The organism is Dietzia sp. DQ11-38-2 (assembly GCF_014145055.1).
Taxonomy (GTDB): domain Bacteria; phylum Actinomycetota; class Actinomycetes; order Mycobacteriales; family Mycobacteriaceae; genus Dietzia.
Map to the genome: position 1 here is coordinate 1 of NZ_JAALDW010000256.1, position 5,443 is coordinate 5,443.

The 5,443-nt window shown below is 71.0% G+C and carries 5 protein-coding genes; 3 read left to right on the forward strand and 2 right to left on the reverse strand.

Features of this window, described 5'->3' with window-relative positions; genetic code table 11:
* Together G6026_RS09420 and G6026_RS09425 are read right to left on the reverse strand one after the other, a co-directional pair.
* A partial coding sequence (locus G6026_RS09420) for an FAD-dependent oxidoreductase (RefSeq protein WP_182613007.1) occupies positions 1-1,201 on the reverse strand: 1,201 nt, incomplete at its 3' end.
* Positions 1,198-1,779 carry a hypothetical protein gene (locus tag G6026_RS09425; RefSeq protein WP_182613008.1) on the reverse strand — a complete coding sequence of 194 codons (582 nt, stop codon included), beginning with the start codon at positions 1,777-1,779 and terminating at the stop codon, positions 1,198-1,200. The genes G6026_RS09425 and G6026_RS09420, both read right to left, overlap by 4 nt.
* A 166-nt stretch (positions 1,780-1,945) precedes the next feature.
* Here G6026_RS09425 and serA point away from each other — a divergent pair, with 166 nt between their 5' ends.
* The 3 genes from serA to G6026_RS17270 form a co-directional block, all read left to right on the forward strand.
* Positions 1,946-3,538, forward strand: a complete 1,593-nt coding sequence (serA, locus tag G6026_RS09430; RefSeq protein WP_107756686.1) for a phosphoglycerate dehydrogenase — start codon at positions 1,946-1,948, stop codon at positions 3,536-3,538.
* Between the two features lie 35 nt (positions 3,539-3,573).
* The gene (locus G6026_RS09435; protein WP_182613011.1) at positions 3,574-4,593 is read left to right on the forward strand and encodes a 3-isopropylmalate dehydrogenase; all 1,020 of its coding nucleotides are present in this window, start codon (positions 3,574-3,576) and stop codon (positions 4,591-4,593) included.
* Positions 4,594-4,677: 84 nt separating this feature from the next.
* Positions 4,678-5,443 (forward strand): CBS domain-containing protein (locus tag G6026_RS17270; protein WP_241728001.1); only part of this gene is annotated, 766 nt, incomplete at its 3' end.

Genomic DNA, 5,443 nt, shown 5'->3' on the forward strand with positions numbered 1-5,443 from the left:
CGAGCGCGGCGAGCACCTGCTCGGTCTGGTCCTGCCGCGAGTAGGCGGGCACGTGAGCGTAGGTCCACAGCGGCCGTCGCCCGTCGGGTGCGATGCGGCCCGGATCCGTGACCCACGGCTGGGAGACCAGCACCATCGGACGGTCCGCGTGCCGGCCGTCCGCCACCGCGCGCTCGGCCGCGTCGATGTGGGCGGAGTCCCCACCCAGGTGAAGCGTGCCCGCATCGCTCAGGCGTCGGTCGCTCCACGGCACCGGACCCGACAGGACGATGTCGACCTTCGCCGCGGCACCTCCCACGGGCGCTCGGGTGAGCCGTCGGGCCCGTCGCTCCACGGCCGGTGACGGCGAGGACGACAGCAGGATCTCGCCGAGGATCCGCGAGGAGGTGTTGAAGACGATGTCCCGCGCGTCAATCTGCGCCATCGACCCGACGCGGATCCCCGTGCGGATCTCCCCGCCGGCCCGGCGCAGCGCCTCTGCCAGGGCGGCGGTGATCGCACCGCTCCCCCCGACAGGAAGGGCCCACCCGAGCGGGGAGTGCAGGAGGGAACCGAGGATCAGGCCGACCCCGGTCGCCGCCGGCGAGGAGAGGGGCGAGATCGCGTGGGAGGCGATCCCCGAGAACAGGGTCCGGCCATCCGGTCCGAATCGGTCGCCCGTGATCCCCAGGGGATGTGCCCGGGCGAAGGCCCTCGCCAGCGCTGCCACCACCGTGACCGGCGGGATCGATCGCTGATCGGACAGCGCCGTGGCCACCACCTCGAGTGGCCGCTCGGCCAGCGGTTCCATGACCTGCCACCAGGCCCGGGCCTCCGCCTCGGACCCCATCCCCTCGGCCAGGCTCGCGGGGGAGGGGTCGGAGGGGACCACGATCGCGTCGCGACCGGGGAGCGCGTGGCCCAACTGGACCGGCGGCGTCCTCAACTCGACGCCGTGCGCGGCCAGGTCGAACTGCCGGAAGAACGGTGCGGCGCCGGCCATCGGGTGGACAGCCGAACACGGGTCGACCAGCAGTCCCTCGCCGAGATCGCCCGGCATGCCGTCCATGGGCAGGGTGCGACACCCGCCCCCGATGGTGTCCTCGGCCTCGAGCACCACGACCCGTCGGCCGGCGCGGGCGCACAGGAGCGCGGCGGCGAGTCCGTTCGGACCCGACCCCACCACCACGACGTCGGCGCGGACCGGGTCGGACCGGGTCATTCGAAGACTGCCAGACCGTAGGTACGTCGCAGTTCCTCGAGCAGGACCGCCTGCGCCGCGGCCTGCTCGGCCAGGTCCATCAGGACGCGTCGGGTCCCGGGGCCGCCCACCGTCGCACCCTCACCACCGGGGGGCGCGTCCGCCACCCAGGACTCCGCGAGCAGGTCCCACATCGAGCGTTTGGCCACGACGAGGGTGCGTAGCGCCTCCAGCACCCCCAGCCGTGCGAGCGGGTCGCTGAGCACCGGTCCCACGGGCAGGACGCCCAGGGCGATCCCGGAGGATCGGCGCACCAGCCCCCGACCCGGCGTTCCGATGGGGGACAACCGGGACAACACCTCGGAGGCGACGGCGATCTCCTGCTCGAACTGATCCCGAAGTGGCTCGAGTCGGGCCCGGTCGGGATCGTCGACCGCACGGATGCAGCGGTCGAGCAGGCTGCGTCCCACAGCAGCTCCGTACAGGTGGGCCCTCAGGTAGGTGGCCACCGCGGTCGAGCCGCGAGCGGGCGCGAGGACGGGCAGCCAGGGACTGGGCAGGCCGGCCGGGAATCCGGTCGATCGGGGAGTGCGCGGCATGGGTGTTCCGTTCGTCGGGCGGAGGTCGGGTGCTGCGGTGACACGGTCGGGTGCTGCGGTGACATCAGCCACGGTAGGCCCCCGTCGCCACCCCGGCCACTGGTCGTGGGCGGGGTGCGGTGACCTAGACTGTCGGTGCCCGAATTGACACCGAGGAGATCCCACTGTGACAGCATCCGGACGTCCCGTCGTCCTCATCGCCGACAAGCTCGCCCAGTCGACCGTCGACGCACTCGGCGACGCCGTCGAGGTCCGCTGGGTCGACGGCCCGGATCGCCCCAGGCTCCTCGACGCGGTGAAGGACGCGGACGCGCTCCTCGTCCGTTCGGCGACGACGGTCGACGCCGAGGTCCTCGCCGCGGCACCCAAGCTGAAGATCATCGGTCGCGCGGGCGTGGGACTGGACAACGTGGAGATCCCCGCCGCCACCGAACGCGGTGTCATGGTGGTCAACGCGCCCACCTCCAACATCCACTCGGCCGCAGAGCACGCGGTGGCGCTGCTCATGTCCGCGTGCCGCCAGATTCCCGCCGCCGACCGCACGCTGCGCGAGCACACCTGGAAGCGGAGTTCGTTCAACGGCGTCGAACTGCTCGGCAAGACCATCGGAGTGGTGGGCCTGGGTCGGATCGGTCAGTTGGTGGCACAGCGCCTGGCGGCGTTCGAGACCACCCTCATCGCCTACGACCCCTACCTGCCCGCCGCCCGCGCGGCGCAGCTGGGCATCGAGCTGGTCGACATCGACGAGCTGGTCTCCCGGGCCGACATCATCACGATGCACCTGCCCAAGACCAAGGAGACGGCCGGTCTGCTGGACGCCGAGCGGCTGGCCCGCGCCAAGGACGGCGTCGTGATCGTCAACGCCGCCCGCGGTGGGCTGATCGTCGAGGACGCCCTGGTCGACGCACTGAAGTCCGGCAAGGTCCGGTCCGCCGCCCTCGACGTGTTCGACACCGAGCCCTGCACCGATTCGCCGCTGTTCGAGCTGGAGAACACCGTCGTCACCCCCCACCTGGGCGCCTCCACCAGCGAAGCCCAGGACCGCGCCGGCACCGACGTCGCCCGCAGCGTGCTGTTGGCGCTGCGCGGCGAGTTCGTCCCGGACGCAGTGAACGTCTCCGGCGGTCCGGTCGGCGACGAGGTCGCCCCGTGGATCGACCTGGTCCGCAAGGTCGGCCTGATCGCCGGCCACCTCTGCCCGGGTGTGCCGACCACGGTCAACGTCGACGTCGCCGGTGAGCTCGCCGCCGAGCAGGTAGACGTGCTCGGGCTGGCAGCCCTGCGTGGCCTGTTCTCCGCGATCACCGACGAGCCGGCCACGTTCGTCAACGTCGCATCGATGGCCGAGCAGCGCGGCGTCACCCACTCGGTGGAGACCCGCAGCGAGTCCAAGTCCTACCGCAGCACCGTCACAGTCACCGCCGTGGCCGCGGACGGCGCCACCGGCAAGGTCACCGGAACCCTCTCGGGCCTCGAGAAGGTCCAGAAGATCGTCCGGATCAACGAGCGCGGTTTCGACCTGCGCGCGCAGGGCCAGAACCTCTTCGTGCACTACTCCGATCGACCGGGCGTGCTCGGGAAGGTCGGTTCCATCCTCGGTGGGGAGGGCATCGACATCCAGGCCGCCGCCCTGAGCCAGGACGCCACGGGTGAGGGCGCGTCGCTGATCCTCCGGGTCGACCGCGCGGTCGCCGATCCGACGGTCGACCGGATCGTCTCCGAGCTCGGGGCCACGGCCACCCAGATCAACCTGGACTGAGGGAGACGGGACCGGTGGAGAGGAACACGCAGACGATGAAGCTCGCCGTCATCCCCGGTGACGGGATCGGTGTCGAGGTGACGGCCGAGGCGATCCGGGTACTGGATGCGCTCGTCCCGGGGGTCGAGAAGACGGAGTACGACCTCGGCGCGCGGCGGTATCTGCGCACCGGGGAGACGCTCACCGACGCGGATGTCGAGAGCCTGAAGAGCCACGACGCGATCCTGCTCGGCGCCATCGGGGACCCGCGCTCCGTGCCCGCCGGCGTGCTCGAACGCGGGATGCTGCTGCCCCTGCGGTTCGCGCTCGACCACCACGTCAACCTCCGCCCGTCGCGTCTGTACCCGGGCTCGGCGACCCCGCTCAAGAACCCGGGGGAGATCGACTTCGTGGTCGTCCGCGAGGGGACCGAAGGGCTCTACACCGGCAACGGTGGTGCGATCCGGGTCGGGACGCCCCAGGAGATCGGTACCGAGACCTCGGTCAACACCCGGTTCGGCGTGGAGCGGGTGGTACGCGACGCCTTCGGACGCGCGCGGTCCCGCCGCGGGAAGCTCACACTCGTCCACAAGACCAATGTTCTGGTCAACGCAGGCGGTCTCTGGCAGCGCACGGTCGACGAGGTGGCCCCGGAGTTCGCGGACGTCGAGGTGGACTACTGCCATATCGACGCCGCGACGATCTACATGGTGACGGAGCCCTCGCGCTTCGACGTCATCGTCACGGACAACCTCTTCGGCGACATCATCACCGATCTCGCCGCGGCCGTCACCGGGGGGATCGGCACCGCGGCGTCGGGGAACATCGATGCCTCCGGGACCAACCCGTCCATGTTCGAACCGGTGCACGGTTCCGCACCGGACATCGCAGGCCAGGGCAAGGCCGACCCCACCGCGGCCATCCTGTCCGTCGCTCTGATGTTGCGGCATCTCGGGAAGGTCGGAGAAGCCGACCGTGTGGAAGCCGCGGTCGAGGCGGACCTGGGGTCCCGTGGGGACCGGCCGGTGGCGACATCAGAGGTCGGGGACCGGATCGTGGCCGCGGTCAGCGGTTAGAGCGGAGTACGAGTACCACGGTCCGCGGGTGTGAATCGCACGAAGCGCATCACACCGCGGGCCGTCGGCGTTCACAGTGGAGCCATGGACGTCGAACTCGTCGAGGTGAGAGATTTCCTCGCCCGGTGCGCCCCCTTCGACGAGCTGACCGTCGACCAACTCGACCGGATCCCCGCGCAGCTCTCGCAGCGGTACCACCGCCGGGGAACGATAATCCTCGACGCGGGTGCCCGGAACGACACCCTGCACCTCATCCGCTCGGGCGCCGTGGAGGTGTGTGATCCGGACGGGGCTCTGCTCGACGCGCGAGGAGAGGGGGATTGCTTCGGTTACTCCTCCCTCGCCAGTGGCGGACCATCGCGCTACCGGATGGTGGCGGTCGCCGACACCCTGCTGCTCGAGATGCCCCGCGAGGTCCTGGACTCGCTGCTCACCGAACACCCGCAGCTGAGTCGGTTCTTCGGCGAACGCAGCGAACGGATCCGTCAGGATCTCGCCTCGGCTCGACTCGAGGCCGCGGGAGGGGACGCGCTCGGTACGCCGGTCGGGGAGTTGCTCGCCCGCGACGCGGTGACCACCGGACCCGACACCACCATCCGGGACGCCGCGAGGCTGATGACCGAACGCCGTGTGTCCGCGCTGCTGGTCGTCGAGGCGGGTCGCGTGGTGGGCATCTTCACCGACCGGGACCTGCGCTCCAAGGTCGTCGCGGTGGGCGGCGACACCGGGGCCCCGGTATCCGCCATCATGACCCCGGATCCAGTCACCGTGGACACGGGGACCCGCGCGTTCGACGCCACGCTCCTCCAGATCGACCGTGGGGTCCATCACCTGCCGGTCTGCCAGGACG

Coding starts and splice junctions, on each gene's coding strand:
- G6026_RS09425 (WP_182613008.1), bottom strand. CDS start 1,779: ATGCCGCGCACTCCCCGATCGACCGGATTCCCGGCCGGCCTGCCCAGT.
- G6026_RS09435 (WP_182613011.1), top strand. CDS start 3,574: ATGAAGCTCGCCGTCATCCCCGGTGACGGGATCGGTGTCGAGGTGACG.